This window comes from Rhodococcus sp. MH15 (assembly GCF_019266045.1).
Lineage (GTDB): Bacteria > Actinomycetota > Actinomycetes > Mycobacteriales > Mycobacteriaceae > Rhodococcus_F > Rhodococcus_F qingshengii.
This window is the reverse complement of sequence record NZ_LPNP01000069.1, coordinates 346-22,523: the sequence shown is the minus strand read 5'-3', so window position 1 is coordinate 22,523 and position 22,178 is coordinate 346. Positions and strand designations below refer to the sequence as shown.

Sequence of the window (22,178 nt, the reverse complement as noted above, 5' to 3'; positions counted from 1 at the left end):
CCTGAGGAACCCCTCATATTTATTGTTACCAATTCGTGACCTCCTTGACGGACGGTCGATCCCGTGCGTTCCGGGCCACAATCTGTCGGACCCCCTCGCTACGTTCAGCGCGTCCACACCGGACAACTTCTCGGGGGGGGAGAAATCATGAAAGACACAGACGTAGTCAGAGCGGCCGAATTTATCGGCGCCGAGCTTCCGCGCGAGGCGTGGCCGCATTGGAATCAGGGATGGCCGCGCGAGTCCGAAGCCGCCCTTCTCGATGCGATCTTCTCGTCGCGCGCCGCCTATGGAACACCGAAGACCGGAGTCCGCGCCGTCGTCGACCGTTGGCGCACACACCGCTCGGTAGCCGCCGACGATCGCCTCGACAGCTTGCCCGCTCTCGCCGCCTTCACCGACCGTGGCGACGAGCTCGCAACGATTCTCGGCAATCGCCAGCGCGTGCCGGGCAACTACTTCACCAAAGCCGAAGGCGCGGCTCGTGCGGCCAAAGCGCTCGCCGACGCCGGTTGCCGGTCCAGTGCCGACGTCGAGGACACCGAAAGCCTCCGTTCGGCAGTTGTCTCCGTTCCGGGGCTCGGCCCCAGGACCTTCGAGACGCTGGTGTTCCTGTCCGGGAAGTTGACGGTAACTTCGATAGATCTACTTGCACGGTTCGCCACCGAAGCAAGCAGTGGTGAGGAATTGTTGTCGAGCACCGACGCAGCCGAGTTGCTCGTTGCGGTTGCCGAACATCTCGATGTCGATGTTCAAACGCTCACCCACGCTGCGTGGCGGTATCAACGCACGGCCGAGCAACCTCGCCGGTCGAAGAAATCCACCATGCCGCCCGCAGCGGATCCACTCGCCGAAACGGCCTGAGAGCGGGCGGGCGCATCCCGACCAGGGTGGTGTGCCCGCGAGCGATTCCACTCGCGTATCCTTTGAATTCCGCGCGCGAGTGGCGGAATTGGCAGACGCGCTGGATTTAGGTTCCAGTGTCTCAGGACGTGGGGGTTCAAGTCCCCCCTCGCGCACAACGAAGAGCCCCGCCGGATCTGATCCGGCGGGGCTTTTTCGGTTCTCGTGAGCAAGGTCAGCGCTTTCGATCCTTGACCGGTGGAGTCATGTACGTCGTCCGACTCGGTGTCAGCCCCAGACGGACCGAGCTCTCCAACCAGGTGATCGCCGAGGCCGTCGGATCCACAACCGGAACGTGAATCCCTTTGCCATGCAGCCTGTCTCGGACCGCACTGGTCACACCGAGCATCCCGGTGCAACCGAGAACGACGGTGTCGGCCTCGCCGTTCTCCACTGCCGCAGACGCCTGAGCGGCCAGTCGATCGATCAGTTTCTCCCGATCGGTAAGGCCCAGCACCGGCATGTCCACGACTCGAATACTGCCCAGCCGATTGTCCAGCCCATACCGCCGAGTGAGCGATCGGAGCATCGGCACGACATTCGGCAGGATGGTCACGACACCGACGCGATCGCCCAGACTCATCGCTGTCAGAAATGACGGCTCGAAGCCGCCGACCACCGGAGCGTCGATGACCTCTCGGGCGGCATGCACTCCGGGATCGGCGAAACACGTGATGAACACACCGTCGACGCCGTCGGCTGCCGCTTCCTCGACCCGCTGCACGATCCCGGGGCCGGCAAGTGCCTCGTCGTACTCGGACTCGATGCTCACCGTACCGGTAGGCAGCGAAACGACGTCGACCGTCGTGCCGGGCGCCGCCCAGTGCTCCACCTCGGCTGTCACCGCCGGAGTCAGTGTGGTGTCGATGACCGGGCGAATCACTCTGATGTGCATGAAACACTCCCCTGCTTTCGGATACGCGCCGAGGTTATCGATGCAGCACAGCCGGGAGAATGTGTTCAGTGCCCTGGCGTTGCGGGTGAGGATGGGCGTAGCGCACAGGTGCTGTGGAGCGGCTTCTACGACACGCCGTGGCACGGCTTCTACGACACGCCGTGGCACGGCCTCTACGACACGCCGTGGCACGGCTCCTACGACACGCCGTGGCACGGCTCCTACGACACCGTGTCGGAGATCGCAGGGCGAGGCACTATAGCTCTCAGGTACCGTCTTAGTGTGTCCAAGAACGCTACTAAACGCCGACCTGCGCTGATTCTGCTGGTCATCGTGTCAGCTGCCGGCTGCCTCGCGCTCGGCTGGTGGCAGTGGGAGCGCTTCGAAGCCGTCGGAGGCTCGGGACAGAATCTCGGGTACGCGTTCCAGTGGCCGCTGTTCGCGGCGTTTGTCGTGTACGCGTATCGCAAGTTCGTTCAGCTCGAAGACGTGGACCCCGAAGAGGCCGAAGCCGAGGAAGCCGCCGCGGAGCCGCGTGAGATTCCCGCCGACCTCTTGCCGCAACGCCCGCGGGCCGAGTTCGACGATGTGAACCTCGACGTCGACGACCCTGAAGCCCGCCAAATGCTGGAATACAACGACTACCTTGCGCAGCTCGCCGCTCGCGAGTCCGATAGGAGCACGACGTGAGTACCGGTTCGGAAGCGAGCATCGCTACCCCCGCAGTCAACGCAGAAAAGCAGAAGAAGGTTGCGTCGGCGCTGGTCCGATACCGCGTTCTCGCCTGGATCACCGGCCTCTGGCTGCTGTTCCTGACCGGTGAGATGGTCTACAAGTACCTGATTCTCGACAATTCGGCGGACGCGCCGTCGTGGTTGTTCTACATCGGCCAGATCCACGGCCTGTTCTACATGCTCTATCTCGTGTTCACGATCGACTTGGCGATCAAGGCTCGGTGGAAGCCCGGTACGACGGTTGCCACCGCGCTCGCCGGCACGATCCCGTTCCTGTCGTTCGTGTTCGAGCACAAGCGAACTGCCCAGGTGAAGCAGACTTACCAGCTCTGAGAGTTTCAAAAAGTGGAGCCCTGAACGCAGACGCGTTCAGGGCTCTACTTTTCGGATTCGGTTCAGCCGGCCAGTGCCGCCAGCGCGGGAACGAGCTGTACGAGCGCGCGCCCTCGATGTGACGCCGCATCCTTCTCGGCCGGGGTGAGTTCTGCGGCCGAGCGGGTGTCGCCGTCCGGACGGAAGATGGGGTCGTATCCGAAGCCGCCGTCGCCGGCTGGTTCGCGGCCGATCACCCCGCGCCATTCGCCGCGCACGACGGTCTCGTCGCCGCCGGGGATCACCAGTGCACAGGCGGAGACGAACGCCGCGCCTCGACGCTCGTCTGGCACGTCTCCCAGCTGAGCCAGGACCAGAGCCGTGTTGGCGCCGTCGTTTCCGTGAGTGCCCGACCATCGCGCGGATAGCACGCCGGGCATACCGTTGAGTGCGTCGATCTCGACACCGGAATCGTCTGCGATGCAGGGCATTCCGGTTGCAGCTGCTCCGTCACGCGCTTTGGCGAACGCATTCTCCTCGAACGTCGCTCCGGTCTCGGGGGCTTCGGGGAACGGCGGGACCTCGTCGAGCCCGACCAGTTCGATTCCGCTCACTCCGGCGGCGTCGAGCACCCGGTGAAGTTCCTTCAGTTTCTTGGCATTTCGGCTGGCAACCAGTACTCGTACGCTCACAGCTCAGGCACCGAACTTCTTCTTGGGTTCCGGATTTTTCGGTTCGGGTAGCACCCCGGGATACGGCTCGGCCAACGCTTGACGCTGGATCTCGAAAAGTTGCTCACAACCAGCCAGAGCGGAGTCGAGCAGCTTGTCCAGCGTCGAGCGTGGGAAGGTGGCGCCCTCACCGGTTCCCTGAATTTCCACCAGCGTGCCGGTATCGGTGGCCACGACATTCATGTCGACCTCAGCACGCGAATCCTCTTCGTACGGAAGGTCGAGACGCACTCGTCCGTCCACGACGCCGACGCTGACGGCCGCTATGCCACACGAGATGGGCTGTGGGTCGGAGAGCAGGTCGGCTGCGCGCAGGTACGTCACGGCGTCGACCAGGGCCACGTATGCCCCCGTCACTGCCGCGGTGCGAGTGCCACCGTCGGCTTGGAGGACATCACAGTCGAGGGCGATGGTGTTCTCACCGATTGCCGCGAGATCGATGCACGCTCGAAGTGATCGGCCGATGAGTCGACTGATCTCCTGCGTGCGGCCGCCGACCTTGCCCTTGACCGATTCGCGTCCACTGCGTGTGTGCGTGGCGGCGGGAAGCATCGCGTATTCGGCTGTCAGCCAACCCAAGCCGGAGCCCTTGCGCCAGCGGGGTACACCCTCTTCGACGCTGGCCGTGCACATGACGCGAGTGTTCCCGAACTCGACCAGAACGGATCCGGCCGGGTGACTGGTGAACCCGCGGGTGATCTTGACCGTGCGGAGCTCGTCGTCCGCCCTACCGTCTTCTCGTGTAGTCACCTTCGTGAGCCTAGCGGTCGCCCGGTGAGCGCTGCACCGAATGTGAGGGGAATCAGATGTCGTAGACACTTCCGGCGGAGACGGCATGGACCGGTCCGGAGAATTCGGATTTCGCTTCGGCGATCACGTCTTCACGCGATGTCCACGGCGGGATGTGCGTTAGGAGAAGTTCCTTGACGCCGGCGAGCGCAGCCACACGGCCGGCTTCCTTACCGGAGAGGTGAACTCCCTCGGGGCGATCCGGACTGTCGGTCCACGACGCTTCAGAGAGCAACACGTCTGCACCACGCGCGAGTTCGACGACGTTGTCGCACATACCGGTGTCGCCTGTATAGACGAGGACGCGGCCGTCGACGCCGGTGATCCGGAAACCGTAAGCCTCGGGTGGATGATTCATCCGGCGGGCGACGACGCTCAGTTCACCGAACGTCACCGGCTCGTTCTCGGCCCAGAGCCGGACGTCGATGGTGTCGGAGATGTCGTCCATCTCGCCGGCGCACTCGGCGGAGGACACTCCGATGCGGCACGCGGTGTCGGTGGGGCCGTAAACCAGAGCACGGCCGACCGGCGGGTTGGGGTGATAGCGACGCCAGACGAGCAGGCCGGGCATGTCGAGACAGTGGTCCGCATGAAGGTGCGAAAGCAGGATCGTCACCTCGCCCGGATCGGCGTATCGCTGCAACGCCCCAAGAACTCCCGGGCCGAAGTCGATCACGAGCGGCGGAGTTCCCGGTGCTGTGAGCAGGTATCCCGAAGCCGGTGAATCCGGACCCGTGACGCTGCCGGAACACCCCAGGACGGTCATGCGCATACCGGTCATGCTGCCACGTCTACCCGTCTGGGAAAAAGCTCTTGGTGGTTTTGGCGCGTCGAAGTCACACCGCAGTGAGGGTGTGACCCACGTCCGTTCAGAAACTCGGTGGTCGAACGGCCGGCGCCGACCCGGCGCGCTTGGCCCTCTCCCCCGACGTGAGCGCCCAGGCGGCAACCACGCCGCCGATCGCTCCGAACAGATGCCCTTGCCAGGAAACCCGTGGATCGCTCGGCAGAACGCCCCACAGCACTCCGCCGTACACGACGAAGACGGCAACGCCGATCAGGATCTGTGTGAAGCTCCGCGTGAAGAACCCGCGCACCAGCAGGTAGGTGACCCAGCCGAAGATCAGCACGGACGCACCGACGTGATTCGAGTTCGAGCCGGCGAACAACCAGGTCCCGACGCCGCCGATCACCCAGATGATGCCGGTCGCCGCGAGTCCCCGCGCAATTCCCGACACCAGCACGAGGTATCCGAGGATCAGCACCGGAATGGTGTTGGCGATCAGATGACCCCAGTCGTCGTGCAGCACCGGGGCGAACAGGATTCCCCACAGGCCGTCGAGCGTGCGCGGGGTGACGCCGGCGTTCTGGACATTCTGACCGGAGATGACATCCACAATCTCGATCACGTAGAGCAGGATCGCGAAGCCGCCCACCAACACGGCCGACTGCTTCCACACCGAGGGCGGACCGGATTTCGGTGCCGGCGTCCGGGTGCCGAAGTCCGGACTGTTGAAATCCATCGTCATCGTGTGCGTCCTCCACCGTCGATCCGGTTTTCTGATCCGGTCACTCGCGACCAGGCTCAATTCGAGATTACCGCCGATTCCAGGAGTGCTGCCTAGAGAAATGCGGACGGGAAGAGTTCGCGGTAACTCGGGATTCCGGCTACCGACGTGGCGTCGAGAATCGCTGTGACGATCGCACGTTCGACCACCTGGGCCGAAGCCGCGCACACCGCGTCGAGTATCGGCAGATCGTTCGGGAAAGCGTCCGGAACCGTGATCTCCGAATTCGGAGTGTGATCACCGGTGGCGAGCGCAAAGATCGTGTCGCCGTCGAGCGGCGAATGTGCGGGCCGAATCGCTCGGGCCAGGCCGTCATGACCTGCGACGGCGACGCGTCGGCACCCGGCTTTCGTCAAGGCGGCGTCAGTGGCGACCACACCGATCGTGGTGTTGAGGACAGTTCCCTTGGCTGCAACGGCGTTGGCCGCCGCGAGTTCGGACGCGTCGGGGAGCCTGAGGCCGAACGACTCCGCGCCGTCCGAGCCGACGCCCCACGGCAGGCCTGTTCTGGGGTCGAAGACCGAACCCACCGGATTCGCCACGATCAAGGCGGAGACCGTAGTCCCCTCGGCGGGGCCGTCGGCGATCACGACGCTGGCCGTTCCCACCCCACCCTTGAGCGCTCCGGCTCTGGCACCTACCCCCGCGCCGACCGTGCCCGTGGCGAATTCGCGCGAAGCAGTGTCGGCAGCGAGGAATCCGAAATCGCCGGTCGGACGAACGGTCCAGTCCCCCACCGGCAGATCGAAGATCACGGCGCCGGGCACGATCGGTACCACCTGGCCGGGAGCGCCCATCGCGATCCCGTGATCGTGTTCCTCGAGCCAGCGCATCACTCCGTCGGCCGCGGCAAGTCCGTAGGCACTACCGCCGGTCAACAGCACGGCATTGACCTGCTGGACCGAATGGCTCGGGTCGAGCAGATCGGTCTCGCGGGTACCCGGACCGCCGCCCCGGACGTCGACTCCGGCGACCACACCGGCCGAAGCGAGCACGACCGTGCAGCCGGTGGCTGCGCCGCTTCCGAGAGTGGCTCCCTCGTCGAGCTTGTGGTGATGACCGACGGCGAGGCCGGCGACATCTGTCAGTGAATCAGTGGGCCCGGTCCGCGTCGTGGTCATGGCATGAGCGCCTGGACGAGGGAGTCCTGCATCCACGTCAACCAGTGATAGACGTCGAGATGCGGGGCTCGCGGGTCGTCGGGTTCGAGGCTCTCCGGTGTGTCGGCGTCGATGCCGAGATTGGTTCCGAGCGCGAGACGGACGTCGTTGAGCGAGGACAGCCAGGCGTCGGCCTGTTCCTGCGTGAGAACGACCTTGCCGCCGGCCTCCGGAAGCGAAGCCAACAACATGCGAGCGGACTCACGCTTGGCGTCGATGATCTCGGGTTCGTGCAAACTGCGCAGCGCGCCGTTGACATTGGCGCCGGCGTCGTCGAGATCGTCACTGTCCGGAGCGACCTTGTCCGGATCGGTGCGCTGGAAGTCGGGAAGCAATCGCGCCAACACCGGATTGTCGGGCGTCTCCGAATTTCCGGTACGAAGACCCGTCAGCGCGGCGAGCTCGTCTTGCGGCGCCGAAGACGCGCGCTCGTCGAGAAGCCCGGTCACCGACTCCACGAGCGAGCGCAGAACCGCCGCCTCGTGGCCGTCCATCTCGGACTTGAACTTCACTCCGCCGAGTGAACTCTTCCTACTCCACGTCCGCACGCGTCGGACTCCCGTCTACGAGTTAGGCGAACAAATCGGTCGAAAAAGTGCTTTTCTCAGATGTCGTCGCGTTGCATCGTGGCCCAGAGACCGGCAGCGTGGAGGCGACGAACATCGGCCTCCATCTTGTCGCGCGAACCGCTCGAGACCACGGCCTTGCCCTCCGAATGGACTTGCATCATCAGGTCGGTGGCCTTGGCTTTGCTGTAGCCGAACAACTTCTGGAACACGTAAGTCACGTAATGCATGAGATTGACCGGGTCGTCCCAGACGATGGTCACCCAGGGCCGATCTGCGGCTTCGATGGTCGAAACAGCCTCCGACTGCTCGGGCGTGGCTTGAGGAGAGGAAGCCGTAGCGCCTCTCATCGTTACGTTCGCCGAGTAAGTGCCGGACACGGTCGCGCCGCCGAAAACCATGTATCCAGGGTACGGCGCGACGAGAGGCGACAACACCCACCCACGTCGTCTCGCGCATAGAGTTGTGTGCGTGCCTACGCAAATTTCCGACATCCGCGACGCCGGTGCCAGCACCGCACTGCTCACCGATCAGTACGAACTGACCATGCTCTCGGCGGCTCTCGCCGACGGATCTGCCTTCCGCAACTGCAGTTTCGAGGTATTTGCACGGCGGCTGCCAGACGGCCGTCGCTACGGCGTCGTCGCCGGTACCGAGCGCCTTCTCGACGCACTCGAGCAGTTCCGGTTCGGTGAACCTGAACTGGCGATCGTTGCAAAATTTCTCGACGACACGACCGTCGAGTGGCTGCGCAACTATCGATTCTCCGGTGACATCGACGGCTACCGCGAGGGAGATTTCTACTTCCCCGGATCACCGATCCTCTCGGTCCGCGGAACGTTCGCCGAGTGCGTCATCCTCGAAACCTTGATTCTCTCGATCCTCAACCACGACAGCGCGATCGCTTCGGCCGCAGCCCGCATGGTGAGCGCAGCGGGCGGTCGACGGATGATCGAGATGGGCTCGCGTCGTACACACGAACAGGCCGCCGTCGCCGCTTCACGTGCCGCGTATCTCGCCGGCTTCGACGCCACCTCCAACCTCGAAGCCGCGCGGCGTCACGACGTACCCAGTGCAGGTACCAGCGCGCACGCCTTCACTCTCCTGCACACCACCGAAGACGGTCCGGACGAGGCAGCGGCATTCCGCGGTCAGGTCGCGGCACTCGGCGTATCCACCACGTTGCTCGTCGATACCTACGACATCACCGAGGGTGTGAAAACGGCTGTCGCCGTTGCCGGTCCCGAGCTGGGCGGGGTTCGCATCGACTCCGGCGATCTCGGCGTTCTTGCTCGTCAGGTACGCCAACAACTCGACGATCTCGGTGCTACCAAAACACGCATCGTCGTCTCCGGCGACCTGGACGAGTACGCGATCGCGGCTCTGCGCGCCGAACCCGTCGACTCGTACGGCGTCGGTACTTCCCTGGTCACCGGATCAGGCGCCCCCACCGCAGGCATGGTTTACAAGCTGGTCGAGGTCGACGGAATCGCGGTCGAGAAGAGAAGCACCAACAAGGCATCTCGCGGCGGCGCCAAGAAGGCACTGCGCGTAGTGCGTCCGACCGGCACGATCGTCGAAGAGGTCATCTACCCCGCCGGATCACCGTCACCTGTCTCCGAGGCGGACGGAGCGACCGAACTGCTGATCCCGCTGGTTCGCGAAGGCAAGGTCGTCGACAGCGCGCCGACGCTCGAAGAGAGCAGAGCGGTTCTGAAGGCAGGGCTCGTGAGCCTGCCGTGGGAAGGCCTCAAGCTCTCGCGCGGAGACTCGGCTGTGCCCGTTCGATTCACCGGAGGTGAGCACCAGTGAGCGCAAAAGCACTGATAATTGTCGACGTTCAGAACGATTTCTGTGAAGGTGGCGCTCTTGCAGTCGACGGCGGTGCTGCGGTTGCGGGAGCCGTCAACGATTTCGTCAACTCCCACGAGTACGACGCCGTAGTCGCGACTCGCGATTTCCACATCGACCCTGGGGCGCACTTCTCCGAGAATCCCGACTTCATCGACAGCTGGCCGGTTCACTGCGTCGTCGGGACAGCCGGCGCCGAGTTCCATCCGGCGTTCGACGCTTCCGTCGCCGGGTCGGCGATCTTCTCCAAGGGCGCCTACAGCGCGGCCTACTCCGGTTTCGAAGGAGCAGCCGAGGACGGAACGACGCTCGAGGACTGGCTCCGCGCCCACGAGATCACCGACGTCGACGTGATCGGCATTGCCACGGATCACTGTGTCAAGGCCACGGCCGTCGATGCCGCGCGCGCGGGGTTCGCCACGACTGTCCTTCTCCCCTTCACCGCTGGTGTGTCGACCGCCACGATCGAGTCGGCATTGGTGCAGATGCGGGAGGCGGGAGTGCAGCTGATCGGGCGAGACGAGGCCTCGCCGGAAGAAGACTCGAATGCCGGTGAACTACCCCGGGAATCATCCGTGGACGTTTCTGACGTAGGGATCCATTAACCTTCGTGGGTGGCCGATCAACTCCCGAACGTTCCCGAACTGCTCCAGACAGCGGTGCGGTCGCTCGGCGGTGCCGAACGAACCAGTCAGCTGACGATGGCGTCCGCCGTGGCGCACTCGATCGACACCGGCGAGCATCTGGCCGTCCAGGCCGGCACCGGTACCGGTAAGTCGCTCGCCTACCTCGTTCCGAGCCTGCGCCACGCGGTCGAATCGGGACGCACCGTGGTCGTGTCCACCGCCACCATCGCGCTGCAGCGTCAGCTCGTCGACCGAGATCTGCCTCGGCTCGCCGATGCCCTGAAGAAGCCACTCGGCCGACGCGCAGAGTTCGCAATCCTCAAGGGCCGCAACAACTACCTGTGCATGAACAAGATCCATACCGGCGCGTCCGAGCAGCCACCCGAGGACGAGTTGTTCGATCCGTTCACGGTCTCGCGTCTCGGCCGGGAGGTCGTCCGCCTCACCGAATGGTCCTCAGACACCGAAACCGGTGATCGGGACGAATTGGTGCCGGGCGTATCCGATCAGGCGTGGCGGCAGGTCAGTGTCACCTCCCGCGAATGCATCGGTAAGAACCAGTGCCCGGTCGGTGAGGACTGCTTCGCCGAGCGCGCCCGAGTCGAGGCGTCGAAGGCCGACGTAGTGGTCACCAACCACGCACTGCTCGCGATCGACGCCATCACCGGCATCCAGATCCTGCCTGACCACGACGTCGTGGTGATCGACGAGGCCCACGAGTTGGTCGACCGCGTCACCGGCGTCGCCACGGCCGATCTCACTGCCGCCTCGATCAGTGCCGCGGCCCGGCGTTGCGGCAAGATCGCCGAAGAGCAGGATGCCGATCGCCTCGAAGCTGCCGGCGAGGGGTGGGCTGGACTCCTCGAGGAATTGCGCCCAGGTCGCTGGGAAGGCCTCCCGGACGGGGCGGCACCCGCACTGGCTGCGATCCGCGACGCGGCCTGGTCGCTGCGCACCGCTATCGGTCCGGCCAAACCGGGCATGGCAGCCGCAGACCCCGAAGCCGCTGCGGCCCGCAACGCCGCACTCTCGTCCGTCGACGACGTCCATGACAGCGCCGTGCGTATTCTCACCGCTTTCGACGAACCAGACCCGGCAAAGCGCAAGGACGTCGTCTGGCTGTCCTCGGACGAGTTCCGCGGATCGGTGCGGCGCTCCGTCCGGATGGCTCCGCTCTCGGTCGGCGGATTGCTGCGCTCGCGACTGTTCGCCGAATCCACCGTCGTTCTCACTTCCGCGACACTGACCGTCGGCGGATCGTTCGACGGTCTCGCCGTCAACTGGGGTCTTCCTGCGGAATCGTCCGCGCGCCCCGACTCGGGTACCGCCATCGGCACCGAAGCACCTTCTGACGCTTCGGCTTTCCGCTGGAACTCACTCGACGTCGGGTCGCCCTTCGACCATGCAAAGGCCGGCATCATCTACATTGCCCGCCACCTCCCTACGCCCGGCCGCGACGGCCTCTCCCCGGTCTATCTCGACGAGATCGCCGAACTCGTCGAGGCTGCGGGCGGACGCGCCCTCGGCCTGTTCTCGTCGATGCGCGCCGCCAAAGCCGCCTCGGAGGCGATGCGTGAACGCCTCGACACCCCCATCCTGTGCCAGGGCGACGACGCCACCGGCACCCTCGTCAAGGCCTTCGCCAAGGACGAACCCACGTCACTGTTCGGCACGTTGTCCCTGTGGCAGGGCGTCGATGTTCCGGGTCCGTCACTGAGCCTCGTCATCTTGGACCGGATTCCGTTCCCGCGCCCGGACGACCCACTGTTGATGGCTCGCCAGCAGGCTATCGAATCCCATGGCGGTAACGGCTTTCTCAGCGTCTCGGCCAATCACGCGGCGCTGCTCCTGGCACAGGGCGTCGGCCGTCTGCTTCGTAGCACCGACGACAAGGGCGTGGTGGCCGTGCTCGATCCGCGTCTGGCCACAGCGAGATACGCGGGTTACCTTCGCGCATCGCTGCCTCCGTTCTGGGAGACGACCAACCCCGAAGTCGTCCGCAAGGCGCTCACCCGCATCCGCGACTCACGTCCCTGAGCCGGTTCTCACGCGGGCACAATTCTGCCCCGGTGCCGACCGAACGGACCGGGGCAGAATGCAATACGTCAGACGCTCGGAGTGGTCACCAACCCGAGTTCGGACGCATCGACCAACAACCGGTGATGCGGCAACACCCGCACGGTGTAACCCACGGAGCCGGAGACCGGAAGCGCAACCTCGGCTTCGAAGATCTCGGCTCCGTCCTCGGTTCCGAAATGTGTCATCGGGAACGTCACCACGTCGGTGAGTTCCTCGCCTGGGCTGACGCGTCCCAGGACTGCCTGAACCTCCACATCCGAGACCGACAAGCCGCCGAGGCGGACCTTGGCTTTCAAAGAGATGGTCGCACCGATCTCCGGGGTGTCCGGCAGGCCGGAACCGTCCACCTGCTCGACGGCGACCGACGGCCACTGCGACTCGATACGGCGACGGAACTCGGCCACCTCACGCGCGCCGGCAAAATCGTCCGCCACTACCGCTCGAGCTGATTCCGCCGAAGGGGCGTAGTAGTCGACGGCGTAGTCACGAACCATGCGTGATGCCAACACCTTCGGGCCCAGATTCTCGAGGGTGTGGCGAACCCTCTCGACCCAGCGCGTCGGCAGATCGGCTGCATCACGGTCGTAGAACGTCGGCAGTACCGCGTGCTCGAGAAGTTCGTAGAGGGCGCTGGCTTCCAGATCGTCACGCCGCACGTCGTCGAGAACACCGTCGGCCGTCGGAATGGCCCACCCGTTCTCGCCGTCGTACATCTCGTCCCACCATCCGTCGCGAATGGAGAGGTTGAGGCCGCCGTTGAGCGCGGATTTCATGCCGGAAGTACCGCACGCCTCGAGGGGGCGAAGCGGGTTGTTGAGCCACACGTCGCAGCCCCAGTACAGGTAGCGGGCCATCGACATGTCGTAATCAGGCAGGAAGACGATGCGGTGACGCACATCCGCTTCGTCGGCGAACCGCACGACCTGCTGGATGAGTGCCTTACCGCCGTCGTCGGCGGGGTGCGACTTGCCGGCCACCACCAACTGCACCGGACGTTTCTCGTCGAGCAACATCGCACGCAGACGCTCGGGATCACGCAGCATCAGCGTCAACCGCTTGTACGTCGGAACGCGCCTCGCGAATCCGACTGTCAAGACGTTGGGATCGAATACTCCAGTGGTCCAGCCGAGTTCGGCCTCGGTCGCGCCGCGTTCGAGCCAGGACGCTCGGACGCGACGACGAACTTCGTCGACCAACTTGCCGCGCAACGCATTACGTGTTTCCCACAGTTCGGTTGCCGACAACTCGTGCAGGCGCTCCCACCCGCGTGCTTCTTCGAGTTGCTCCTGACCGACGATCCGCCTGGCCACGTCCATCCACTCCGGCGCCGCCCACGTCGGCGCGTGAACACCGTTGGTGACCGAACCGATCGGCACCTCGTCGGCGTCGAAGCCCGGCCAGAGACCGTTGAACATGTCGCGGCTGACGATGCCGTGCAACTTCGAGACGCCGTTGGCTCGCTGGCCCAGGCGAAGTCCCATGTGCGCCATGTTGAAGATCGACGGATCGGCTTCGCGCCCCATCCCGACGATGCGGTCGACGGTCAGGCCGGGAAGCAAACTCGATTCGTTCTCGCCGTTCGCTCCGCCGAAGTAGTGACGGACCAGATCCGCCGGGAAGCGGTCGATTCCGGCGGGAACCGGAGTGTGCGTCGTGAAGACCGTTCCGGCGCGGACCGCGGCCAGAGCCGAATCGAAGTCCAGACCGCTGGTGGTGACAAGTTCCCGAATCCGTTCGATGCCGAGGAATCCGGCATGCCCCTCGTTCATGTGGAACACCTCGGGATCGGGCAATCCGTACGCCGCGGTGTAGGCGCGCACCGCGCGGACGCCGCCGATACCCGCGAGGATCTCCTGCTTGATGCGGTGATCCTGGTCCCCGCCGTAGAGACGGTCAGTGACGCCGCGCAGATCCGCGTCGTTCTCGGCGATGTCGGAATCGAGCAGCAGCAACGGCACTCGTCCGACCTGAGCGATCCACACTCGCGCACGCAGCACCCGGCCACCGGGCATGGCGACGTGAATGACGACCGGCGATCCGTCTTCGGAAGCCGGGCCTGCGTCCGTCAGCAAACGAAGAGGCAACCCTTGAGGGTCGTGCGGCGGGTAGTGCTCGGCCTGCCAACCGTCGGCGGTCAGCGACTGGCGGAAGTAGCCGGATCGGTAGAGCAGTCCGACGCCGATGAGCGGCAGCCCGAGGTCGGACGCGGCCTTGAGGTGATCGCCCGCCAGGATGCCCAATCCACCGGAGTAGTTGGGCAGAACTTCGCTGACTCCGAACTCCATGGAGAAGTACGCAATTCCGCTGGCTAACGATGTGCCCTTGGCCTGCTGGGATTGGTACCAGCGCGGGGTGCTCAGATAAGCATCGAGATCGGCTGCTGCAGTGTCGAGGTCACCGAGAAATGCCTCGTCACTGCTGAGTTCGTCGAGACGGGTGGGGTCGACTTCCCCGAGCATGCGGACCGGATCGAACTGGACTGCTTGCCAGAGTTCGGGGTCGAGTCGCGAGAACAGATCCTGTGTCTCGGGATGCCACGACCACCGAAGGTTGGTGGACAGGGGGCCGAGCGCGGCGAGGCGCTCCGGAAGGTGGGCTCGGACAGTGAACCGACGCAAGGCTTTCACCCCGCGAACCCTAGTCGAGTTCCTTGCACTCTGTCCGGTGGAACCGAACGCCCGAGCCGACCTGACCACCGACAGACCCGAATTCGTCGTTATCAGCACTCCAGCGCCGCACCCACTACGGTTGAACCCGGCGAAAGAAAGTTTTACCGCGATCCATCACCAGAAATGGAGCTTCCCGTGTCAGGACGCCTCGGTATCGACGACGTGGTACCCGAGATCTCGGGTAACTATCCGGCAAAGGCCGTGGTCGGTGAAGTCTTCCCAGTGCACGCCACCGTGTGGCGAGAAGGCCACGACGCCATTTCCGCCACTCTTGTCGTGCGTGGTCCGCGCGGTACCAAGCCGCTGCGCATTCCGATGGATCCCGGGACCGAACCGGACACCGTCGACGCGGTGTTCACGCCGTCCGCCGAAGGCATGTGGTCGTTCCGGATCGAGGCGTGGAGCGATCCCATCGCCACCTGGAAGCACGCCGTGGAAGCAAAGCTCGCCGTCGGGCAAGGGGCGGCCGAGTTGGCCAACGACCTGGAAATCGGTGCGCGCCTGTTCGAACAGGCCGCGCACGAGGTACCGCGGGGCAACAGGTCCAGGCTCGAGGCCGTCACGGCGTCGCTGCGCAGCGATCAGGCGCTGACGGCTCGCGTCGCGCCGGCCTTCGCCTCCGACGTCGCCGAACTGCTCCGCGCCACTCCGCTCCGTGAACTGGTCACCAAGGGCGAGTCCCACCCCGTCGTCGTCGATCGCAACCGTGCACTGTTCGGATCGTGGTACGAGTTCTTCCCCCGCTCGACGGGCGGTTGGGACGAGAACGGGGTGCCGCAACACGGTACTTTCCGAACCTCGGCCGAAGACCTACCCCGCATCGCCGCAATGGGTTTCGACGTCGTCTACCTTCCGCCGATCCATCCCATCGGCGAGATCAACCGCAAGGGACGCAACAACACTCTCACTCCCGAACCCGGTGACGTCGGCTCGCCGTGGGCCATCGGCTCGGTCGACGGCGGGCACGACGCTGTTCACCCGCAACTCGGCACGCTCAAGGACTTCAAGGCCTTCGTCGCTGCGGCCCGCAAGCTCGATCTCGAAGTGGCACTCGATCTCGCGCTGCAGTGCGCCCCGGATCATCCATGGGCCAAGAAGCATCCGGAGTGGTTCAACGTCCTTCCCGACGGCACCATCGCCTACGCCGAGAACCCGCCCAAGAAGTATCAGGACATCTACCCGATCAACTTCGACACCGATCCTCGCGGTCTGGACAAGGAAATCCTGCGAGTCGTCCGACACTGGATCAGTGCCGGCGTCAAGATCTTCCGGGTAGACAACCCGCACACCAAGCCGCCGAACTTCTGGGAGACACTCATCTCGGAGGTCAAGAAAACCGACCCCGACGTCCTGTTCCTCGCCGAGGCATTCACTCGTCCGGCGCGCATGTACGGCCTTGCCCGGCGCGGGTTCACGCAGTCGTACACGTACTTCACCTGGCGAGTTGCGAAGTGGGAACTCACCGAATTCGGTAACGAGCTGGCGGCGAAGGCCGACGAAGCCCGACCGAACCTCTTCGTGAACACGCCGGACATCCTGCACGAGTCCCTCCAGCACGGTGGGCCCGGAATGTTCGCTCTACGAGCAGCTCTCGCCGCCACCCTGGCGCCGACGTGGGGCGTCTACTCCGGTTACGAACTCTACGAACACCAAGCCGTTCGCCCCGGCAGCGAGGAATACCTCGACTCCGAGAAGTACGAACTTCGGCCGCGCCGTTTCGCCGAAGCAGCAGCGCGAGGCGAATCTCTCGAGCCGTGGATCACCGCACTCAATCGCATCCGGCGTGCACACCCGGCCCTGCAGCAGTTGCGGAACCTGCACTTTCACCACATCGACAACGACGCGTTGATCGCCTACTCGAAGTTCGACGCCTCGACCGGTGACGCCGTCCTGACGGTGATCAACCTCAACCCGTTCGCTGCAGAAGAGGGCACCGTCTGGTTGGACATGCCGGCGCTCGGACGCGAATGGCACGACCACATGACCGTGCTCGACGAGGTAACCGGTGAGCAGTTCAATTGGGGCCAAGCCAATTTCGTCCGCCTCGAGCCCTGGCGTTCGGTGGCGCACATCCTCGCGCTCCCACCCGTTCCGTATCCGGCCCGGATCTCTCTGGCCTATCAAGCACGCAATGCGCACCGCGCAGGTGGAGGCAAGTGATGTCAACCGAGAAGTTCCGTTCGGGTATCGCACCGGACAATCACGATCTGGAGCTGTTGGCGCGCGGTGAACATCACGATCCGCACAGTGTCCTCGGCGCCCATCCCCACGCCGACGGCACCGTTCTGCGTGCGTTGCGTCCCAACGCCGAGTCCGTCAGTGCCGTCATCGGCGGCAAAGACTTTCCTCTCGAACATGTTTCGAACGGAATCTTCGTGGCTCTGGTCCCCTACCCCGACCTGATCGACTATCGCTATTCCGTGACGTACCCGGGTGGACACACGGTTCTCGCAGCCGACCCTTACCGGTTCCTGCCGACTCTCGGTGAACTCGACCTTCACCTGTTCGGCGAAGGTCGGCACGAACGACTGTGGGACATCCTCGGTGCACATCCGCGTTCTTACGAGACACCGGATGGACCCGTCGACGGCACCTCGTTCGCCGTCTGGGCTCCGGCCGCCCGCGGCGTGACCGTCGTCGGCGACTTCGACGGGTGGAGTGGGCAATTCGCCCCCATGCGAGTCCTCGGATCCACTGGGGTCTGGGAACTCTTCCTGCCCGACATCGCAGTCGGTTCGCTGTACAAGTTCCGGGTCCACGGCCACGACGGCTCCGTTCGCGACAAGGCCGATCCCATGGCATTCGGTACCGAGGTCCCGCCGGCGACTGCATCGCGAGTGACCACCAGTTCGCATGAGTGGAACGACGCGGCCTGGCTCGAAACCCGCGCCGGTGTCGATCCTTCGCAGTCCCCGATGAGCGTGTACGAGGTGCACCTCGGATCGTGGCGTCCGGGACTCGACTACCGGCAGATGGCCGAGCAACTCGCCGTCTACGTCACCGAAACCGGATTCACCCACGTCGAACTGCTGCCCGTCTCCGAGCATCCGTTCGGTGGATCGTGGGGATACCAGGTCACCTCGTACTACGCACCGACCTCCCGCTTCGGCACCCCGGACGACTTCCGCTGGTTCGTCGACCACCTGCACGCCGCAGGGATAGGTGTCATCGTCGATTGGGTGCCTGCACACTTCCCCAAAGACGAGTGGGCCCTGGCTCGTTTCGACGGAACTCCCCTGTACGAGCACGCCGATCCGCGTCGCGGCGAGCAGTTGGACTGGGGCACATACGTATTCGACTTCGGTCGCCGCGAGGTGCGGAACTTCCTCGTCGCCAATGCACTCTTCTGGCTCGAGGAGTTCCACATCGACGGACTTCGCGTCGACGCTGTCGCATCGATGCTGTACCTGGACTACTCACGCCCGGAAGGTGGATGGACTCCCAACATTCACGGCGGCCGCGAGAATCTCGAAGCCGTTGCGTTCCTGCAGGAGATGAACGCCACCGTCCACAAGAACCATCGAGGAGTCGTCACCGTCGCCGAGGAGTCGACGGCGTGGCCCGGAGTCACTCGGGCGACCAATGTCGGCGGCCTCGGATTCAACATGAAGTGGAACATGGGGTGGATGCACGACACCCTCGGGTTCCTCGGTCACGACCCGGTACACCGGACCTACCACCATCACGAGATCACGTTCTCACTGATGTACGCGTGGAGTGAGAACTACCTGCTACCGATCAGCCATGACGAAGTGGTGCACGGCAAAGGAACTCTGTGGACCCGGATGCCCGGGAACGACTTCGCCAAGGCGTCCGGCCTGCGCTCACTGCTTGCATACATGTGGGCGCATCCTGGCAAGCAACTGCTGTTCATGGGACAGGAGTTCGGTCAGAGTGCGGAATGGTCCGAAGAACGCGGCCTCGACTGGTGGCAGCTCGACGATCAGTACACCGGCACTCTCCATCGCGGCGTCCAGCGACTGGTCGGCGATCTCAACTCCGCGTATCGACGTCATCCGGCCATGTGGACCCTCGACACCTCGCCCGGTGGATACTCCTGGATCGACGCCAACGACACCGAGAACAACGTCCTCAGTTTTCTGCGTTACGGTACTGACGGTTCGATTGTCGCCTGCCTGTTCAACTTCTCGGGCAGTGAGCACTCGAGCTACCGCGTCGGGCTACCAGAGCCCGGCCGATGGGTGGAAATTCTCAACACCGATGCCGAGGTGTACGGCGGCTCCGGAGTCGGGAACCTCGGAGCGGTCACAGCAACGTCGCATTCGTGGCACGGTCGGCCAGCCTCCGCACAGGTGGCGCTGCCAGCTGCTGGAGCGATTTGGATAAGTCTGGAGCGTTGATGGTCGGCCGGCGAGTAGTCATTGTCACGTCGTCATTGTTGGCAGTGGCCGCACTGCTCGCCGGTTGTGCCCAGGGAACGAGTGGCCACGCCGTCTCGATTTATCACGATCCCTTCCGCGTCGCCGGACTCGACGCAACGGCAGGACCAAGTGGATTGCGTCCGGGAGCCCCCAACGCCGACCGAGCAATCACCGGCACCGACGGCGGGGACATCGACGCGCTGGCAGCCAACGCCATCACAGACATCGAAACCTACTGGGCCGCCGAGTACCCGGCTCTGTTCGACAAGCCCTTCGAACCGGTCGACGAGCTTTTCTCGTGGGACCCCACCGAATCGAACGGCCCGGACTTCTGTGAGGAGACCACCGAAGAACTCATCAACGCCGGGTACTGCAGCATCGATCACACCATCGGTTGGGATCGTGAATTGCTGCTGCCCGAGGTGCGGGAGAAGTTCGGTGACGTGGCCGTCGCGTTCATCTTTGCGCACGAGTACGGCCATGCCGTTCAACGCAAGGCCGGGATCGTCGGCGGTAAACGAGACGCAGCCCTGGTGCGCGAACAGCAAGCCGACTGTTTCGGTGGCGCCTTCTTGCGGCACGTCGCCGAGGACAAGGCCGCGCACTTCACGATGAACACCTCCGACGGACTCAACAAGGTGTTGGCGTCGGCGGTCGCCATCCGCGACGAAGACCCTAATGATCCTGAGAGCCACCATGGTTCGGCGTTCGAGCGCGTCACCGCCACTCAGATCGGCTTCACCGACGGCGCCGGTGCGTGCGCGAAGATGGACGCCGACGAAATCGAGTCACGACGTGCAGACCTCCCGCAGCAGTTCGCCGAGGGCAACGATTCCGGAGAACTGCCCGTCACCGAGGCAACTCTCGACGAGTTCGTGAAGACCTTCCAAGCGATCTTCGATCTACCCGAGCCGCCGAAGGTCGTGTTCACCGGCGCAGACACCGGGTGCAGCGATGCCGTTGCGACCGAACCCGTCTCGTACTGCCCGTCGACGAACACCATCGGAATCAGCGTCGACGACCTTGCCGAGCGCGGCACGCCGGGTCGCGTCGGGCGACGCGAGTTGATCCAGACCAACATCACCGGTGACTACAACGCCTATGTCCTGCTCGCGTCGAGGTACACCCTCGCGATGCAGAAGGAGAACGGCCAATCGCTCGACACTCCGCAGACTGCCCTGCGCGCCGCCTGCCTGTCCGGCGTCATCACCGCAGCGCTCAGTCCCACCAACGCCGCGGCGTCCGGAGCACAGGTCACACTCTCCCCCGGCGACCTCGACGAAGCCGTATCGGGGCTGCTGACCGACGGCCTGGCTGCCAGTGACGTCAACGGTGAGACGGTTCCGAGCGGGTTCGCACGTGTCGACGCGTTCCGGACCGGCGTTCTCGGTGGCCGGGAAGTGTGCGACAGCCGCTACACGGAGTAGCGACTGCCGGTCCACACGTCAGTAGAGAGCGGAAGCCAACTTACGACGGGCCGCGATGACGATCGGTTCCGCCGGGTCGAACAGTTCGAACAGTTCGAGCAGGCGCGTCCGAGCAGCAGCCTTGTCGTCGCCGGCAGTTCGCGAGACCACCGAGATCAAGCGGGCGAACGACGCCTCGGGTTGCTGGGCGAACATTTCCAGGTCGGCCGCAGCGAACTGCAGTTCGAGATCGGACGGATCAGCATCCGCGGCCGCAATCGACTCGGGATCGACACCCTGAACCCGAGCCATGAACTTCACCTGGCGGACAGCGCTCTTGGCCTCCGCATTGTTGGGTTCGGCGTCGAGAATTTCCTGGTACGCAGCGATGGCGGCGTCGAGATCGCCCTCGTCCAGCGCGGTTTCAGCGGCCACGAAGCGAGGATCCTCGACCTCCTCCACCGGTTCGTCCGCGTCGGAGACCGGCCCACTCAACTTGCCCTCGACAGCTTGGAGGACTGCGTCGAACCACTGGCTGAGCTGCGCCTCTGGCTGAGCGCCCTGAAAATCGGCCAACGGCTGACCAGCCGCGACAGCAACAACCGTCGGAACCGACTGGACACCGAATGCCTGCGCGATACGAGGGCTCACGTCGACGTCGACGTTGGCAAGAATCCACTTGCCGCCGGCTCGCGCTGCAAATGATTCGAGAACTTCGGTGAATACGACCGAGGGCTCGTATGCGCGGCCACCGATGTTGACGATCACCGGCACCTGGCTCGACTTCAGCAGGACTTCGCTTTCGAAGTTCTCCTCGGTCACCTCGATCACTGCCCCGGAGACAGCAGAAACGGCCCCGTCGCCGCTGGTGTTACGCGGCGGTGGTGGGGCCGTGGCCCGCTCTTTGAAGGCGGACAAGTCGACTGCGCCGCTCATGGCGGCAGCAACTGCGGACGAACGCGCGGGGGGCCTGGAACCTGGTCGAGTCACGGCTCCCAGTTTGTCACGAGTTGCGAGAAGCTACGTAGAGGGATGCAGCACTCAGACGAGCGCCGCGTTGCCCTTGGACGCCTCGAACTCCGTGGACAGCTCACCGAGCTTGCCGTTTCGCACTGCCCAGCGTTCGAAGATGACGGTGCCGAAGGGCGGAACGCTCGAGATCAGCGCAAGGATCGTGGTCTTGACGTCCCACTTGAGCGACCACGCGGTCAGGAGTGCAACAACGATGAACACCAGGAAGCCGGCGGTTCCGTGGACCATTCCGGGGATGCGAATCGCTTCTTCGTGTCCGAGGACCCACTTGAAGAACATGGCAACCAGCAAGGCCGCCCAGGTCACAGCTTCCCACCACGCCACCAGACGGAAGCGTTTCGCGGGAGTGGATACGTCAAAGATGTTCGCCATGAGGCCATTGTGCCCGAACAACTACGACGCCCCGTAGTTGTGTGAGCAAAACCACGGGGCGTCGCAGAGCGAGAGCGCTCGTTCAGGTGTATTTAGACACTCA

General features: G+C 64.4%; 20 protein-coding genes and 1 tRNA gene. 10 read left to right on the top strand and 11 right to left on the bottom strand.

Going from position 1 to position 22,178, the window contains the following annotated elements:
- The first annotated feature begins 147 nt into the window (after window positions 1-147).
- Window positions 148-864: a hypothetical protein gene (locus tag ATN37_RS18390; protein WP_218695479.1), complete on the top strand. Its 717-nt coding sequence runs from the start codon at window positions 148-150 to the stop codon at window positions 862-864.
- Window positions 865-937: 73 nt separating this feature from the next.
- Window positions 938-1,019 (top strand) — tRNA-Leu (locus tag ATN37_RS18385).
- Window positions 1,020-1,078: 59 nt separating this feature from the next.
- Here the strand turns inward: ATN37_RS18385 and ATN37_RS18380 are convergent.
- On the bottom strand, window positions 1,079-1,798 hold the full coding sequence (locus ATN37_RS18380) for an aspartate/glutamate racemase family protein (protein WP_218695478.1): 720 nt from the start codon (window positions 1,796-1,798) through the stop codon (window positions 1,079-1,081).
- Window positions 1,799-2,080: 282 nt separating this feature from the next.
- On the opposite strand from ATN37_RS18380, the gene ATN37_RS18375 reads away from it, so the two are divergent.
- Together ATN37_RS18375 and ATN37_RS18370 are read left to right on the top strand one after the other, a co-directional pair.
- Entirely contained in the window at window positions 2,081-2,488 is a 408-nt protein-coding gene (locus ATN37_RS18375) for a hypothetical protein (RefSeq protein ID WP_020970031.1), read from the top strand.
- Window positions 2,485-2,865, top strand: coding sequence for a DUF3817 domain-containing protein (locus ATN37_RS18370; RefSeq protein WP_218695477.1), 381 nt, complete (start codon window positions 2,485-2,487; stop codon window positions 2,863-2,865). Before ATN37_RS18375 ends, ATN37_RS18370 begins: the two co-directional genes overlap by 4 nt.
- A gap of 62 nt (window positions 2,866-2,927) precedes the next feature.
- Here ATN37_RS18370 and rdgB read toward each other — a convergent pair whose 3' ends face one another.
- The 7 genes from rdgB to clpS all read right to left on the bottom strand — a co-directional run bounded on the left by rdgB (window position 2,928) and on the right by clpS (window position 8,008).
- Complete coding sequence (gene rdgB, locus ATN37_RS18365) at window positions 2,928-3,536, bottom strand: RdgB/HAM1 family non-canonical purine NTP pyrophosphatase (protein WP_218695476.1); 609 nt, start codon at window positions 3,534-3,536, stop codon at window positions 2,928-2,930.
- Between the two features lie 3 nt (window positions 3,537-3,539).
- Complete coding sequence (rph, locus tag ATN37_RS18360) at window positions 3,540-4,325, bottom strand: ribonuclease PH (RefSeq protein WP_003945332.1); 786 nt, start codon at window positions 4,323-4,325, stop codon at window positions 3,540-3,542.
- 52 nt (window positions 4,326-4,377) lie between these two features.
- The gene (locus ATN37_RS18355) at window positions 4,378-5,136 is read right to left on the bottom strand and encodes a cyclic nucleotide-degrading phosphodiesterase (RefSeq protein ID WP_218695499.1); all 759 of its coding nucleotides are present in this window, start codon (window positions 5,134-5,136) and stop codon (window positions 4,378-4,380) included.
- Window positions 5,137-5,233: 97 nt separating this feature from the next.
- Window positions 5,234-5,893, bottom strand: coding sequence for a rhomboid family intramembrane serine protease (locus tag ATN37_RS18350; RefSeq protein ID WP_007733273.1), 660 nt, complete (start codon window positions 5,891-5,893; stop codon window positions 5,234-5,236).
- A gap of 92 nt (window positions 5,894-5,985) precedes the next feature.
- Window positions 5,986-7,053, bottom strand: a complete 1,068-nt coding sequence (locus tag ATN37_RS18345; protein ID WP_003945309.1) for a P1 family peptidase — start codon at window positions 7,051-7,053, stop codon at window positions 5,986-5,988.
- Window positions 7,050-7,640 (bottom strand): DUF2017 domain-containing protein, encoded by a 591-nt coding sequence (locus tag ATN37_RS18340; RefSeq protein WP_003945318.1) that lies wholly within the window; start codon window positions 7,638-7,640, stop codon window positions 7,050-7,052. Before ATN37_RS18340 ends, ATN37_RS18345 begins: the two co-directional genes overlap by 4 nt.
- A 56-nt stretch (window positions 7,641-7,696) precedes the next feature.
- On the bottom strand, window positions 7,697-8,008 hold the full coding sequence (clpS, locus tag ATN37_RS18335) for an ATP-dependent Clp protease adapter ClpS (protein ID WP_218695498.1): 312 nt from the start codon (window positions 8,006-8,008) through the stop codon (window positions 7,697-7,699).
- A gap of 121 nt (window positions 8,009-8,129) precedes the next feature.
- Between clpS and ATN37_RS18330 the strand changes: the two genes are divergently transcribed.
- Genes ATN37_RS18330 through ATN37_RS18320 form a run of 3 tightly spaced genes read left to right on the top strand, consistent with a single transcriptional unit; the run spans window position 8,130 to window position 12,172 of the window.
- Entirely contained in the window at window positions 8,130-9,470 is a 1,341-nt protein-coding gene (locus ATN37_RS18330) for a nicotinate phosphoribosyltransferase (protein WP_030537905.1), read from the top strand.
- Window positions 9,467-10,114, top strand: a complete 648-nt coding sequence (locus tag ATN37_RS18325) for a nicotinamidase (protein WP_063316261.1) — start codon at window positions 9,467-9,469, stop codon at window positions 10,112-10,114. The genes ATN37_RS18330 and ATN37_RS18325 overlap by 4 nt, the downstream gene beginning before the upstream one ends.
- 9 nt (window positions 10,115-10,123) lie before the next feature.
- Window positions 10,124-12,172 carry an ATP-dependent DNA helicase gene (locus ATN37_RS18320; RefSeq protein WP_050656794.1) on the top strand — a complete coding sequence of 683 codons (2,049 nt, stop codon included), beginning with the start codon at window positions 10,124-10,126 and terminating at the stop codon, window positions 12,170-12,172.
- 68 nt (window positions 12,173-12,240) lie between these two features.
- Here ATN37_RS18320 and glgP read toward each other — a convergent pair whose 3' ends face one another.
- On the bottom strand, window positions 12,241-14,841 hold the full coding sequence (glgP, locus tag ATN37_RS18315; RefSeq protein ID WP_125051496.1) for an alpha-glucan family phosphorylase: 2,601 nt from the start codon (window positions 14,839-14,841) through the stop codon (window positions 12,241-12,243).
- A gap of 177 nt (window positions 14,842-15,018) precedes the next feature.
- Here glgP and ATN37_RS18310 point away from each other — a divergent pair, with 177 nt between their 5' ends.
- Genes ATN37_RS18310 through ATN37_RS18300 form a run of 3 tightly spaced genes read left to right on the top strand, consistent with a single transcriptional unit; the run spans window position 15,019 to window position 20,692 of the window.
- Window positions 15,019-17,043: an alpha-1,4-glucan--maltose-1-phosphate maltosyltransferase gene (locus tag ATN37_RS18310; RefSeq protein WP_030537901.1), complete on the top strand. Its 2,025-nt coding sequence runs from the start codon at window positions 15,019-15,021 to the stop codon at window positions 17,041-17,043.
- Entirely contained in the window at window positions 17,043-19,244 is a 2,202-nt protein-coding gene (glgB, locus tag ATN37_RS18305; protein WP_030537900.1) for a 1,4-alpha-glucan branching protein GlgB, read from the top strand. Before ATN37_RS18310 ends, glgB begins: the two co-directional genes overlap by 1 nt.
- A complete protein-coding gene (locus tag ATN37_RS18300) occupies window positions 19,244-20,692 on the top strand; it encodes a neutral zinc metallopeptidase (protein WP_218695475.1) in 1,449 nt (482 codons plus the stop codon). The genes glgB and ATN37_RS18300 overlap by 1 nt, the downstream gene beginning before the upstream one ends.
- Before the next feature lie 18 nt (window positions 20,693-20,710).
- Here the strand turns inward: ATN37_RS18300 and ATN37_RS18295 are convergent, their stop codons facing one another.
- Both ATN37_RS18295 and ATN37_RS18290 read right to left on the bottom strand, forming a co-directional pair.
- A complete protein-coding gene (locus ATN37_RS18295; RefSeq protein ID WP_030537899.1) occupies window positions 20,711-21,607 on the bottom strand; it encodes a tetratricopeptide repeat protein in 897 nt (298 codons plus the stop codon).
- Window positions 21,608-21,712: 105 nt separating this feature from the next.
- Entirely contained in the window at window positions 21,713-22,075 is a 363-nt protein-coding gene (locus ATN37_RS18290) for a DUF3817 domain-containing protein (RefSeq protein WP_003945330.1), read from the bottom strand.
- Window positions 22,076-22,178 lie beyond the last annotated feature (103 nt).